We start from the raw sequence: 483 nt of genomic DNA, 5'->3' as shown, positions 1-483 counted from the left end.
GTCCTGGCCTGATTTTTCCCCGCCTTATGCGAGCGCCGCATCCATGATGCGGAATTGCACCGTGCGATTGCCGTTCCAATGGTTCGCCGAGAGCGAACCGGCGACATGCACGGTCTTGCCTCTGTTCTTGAACAGAAATTCGCCGAGCGCGGTGTCGACGGCGCGGAATGCGATCGCCTGGATGTTGCCGCCGCTTTGCGACTGCAGGTCGGCGCGGATGTGATTGGTGCCGATCGGCCGCGCATCGGCAAGCCTGTGACGCGGCAGCACGAATACCGGCGCGATATGCCCGGCACCGAACGGGCCGGCTTTTTCCAGCGCATCGAGAAGCGAAAGCGTCGCGCCCTCGGCGGCTAAGGCTCCGTCGATCGCCAGGCTTTCCTCGCTCTGCAGCCGGAACACGTCCGCCGCCGCGCGCTCCTCGAAGAAGGCTCTGAGCGCGCCGAGCTTGGCGCGCTCGACGGTGATGCCGGCCGCCATGCC

Annotated in this window: 1 pseudogene; it reads right to left on the bottom strand. The window is 65.8% G+C overall.

Going from position 1 to position 483, the window contains the following annotated elements:
• Positions 1-24: 24 nt before the first annotated feature.
• A pseudogene (locus EOA29_RS39810) lies at positions 25-483 on the bottom strand (single-stranded-DNA-specific exonuclease RecJ); the annotation flags it as partial.

Origin of the sequence: Mesorhizobium sp. M1E.F.Ca.ET.063.01.1.1 (genome assembly GCF_003998155.1) — a bacterium.
Taxonomy (GTDB): Bacteria; Pseudomonadota; Alphaproteobacteria; order Rhizobiales; family Rhizobiaceae; genus Mesorhizobium.
The sequence above is the reverse complement of the archived record's forward strand: the minus strand, read 5'-3'. Positions and strand labels throughout refer to the sequence as shown.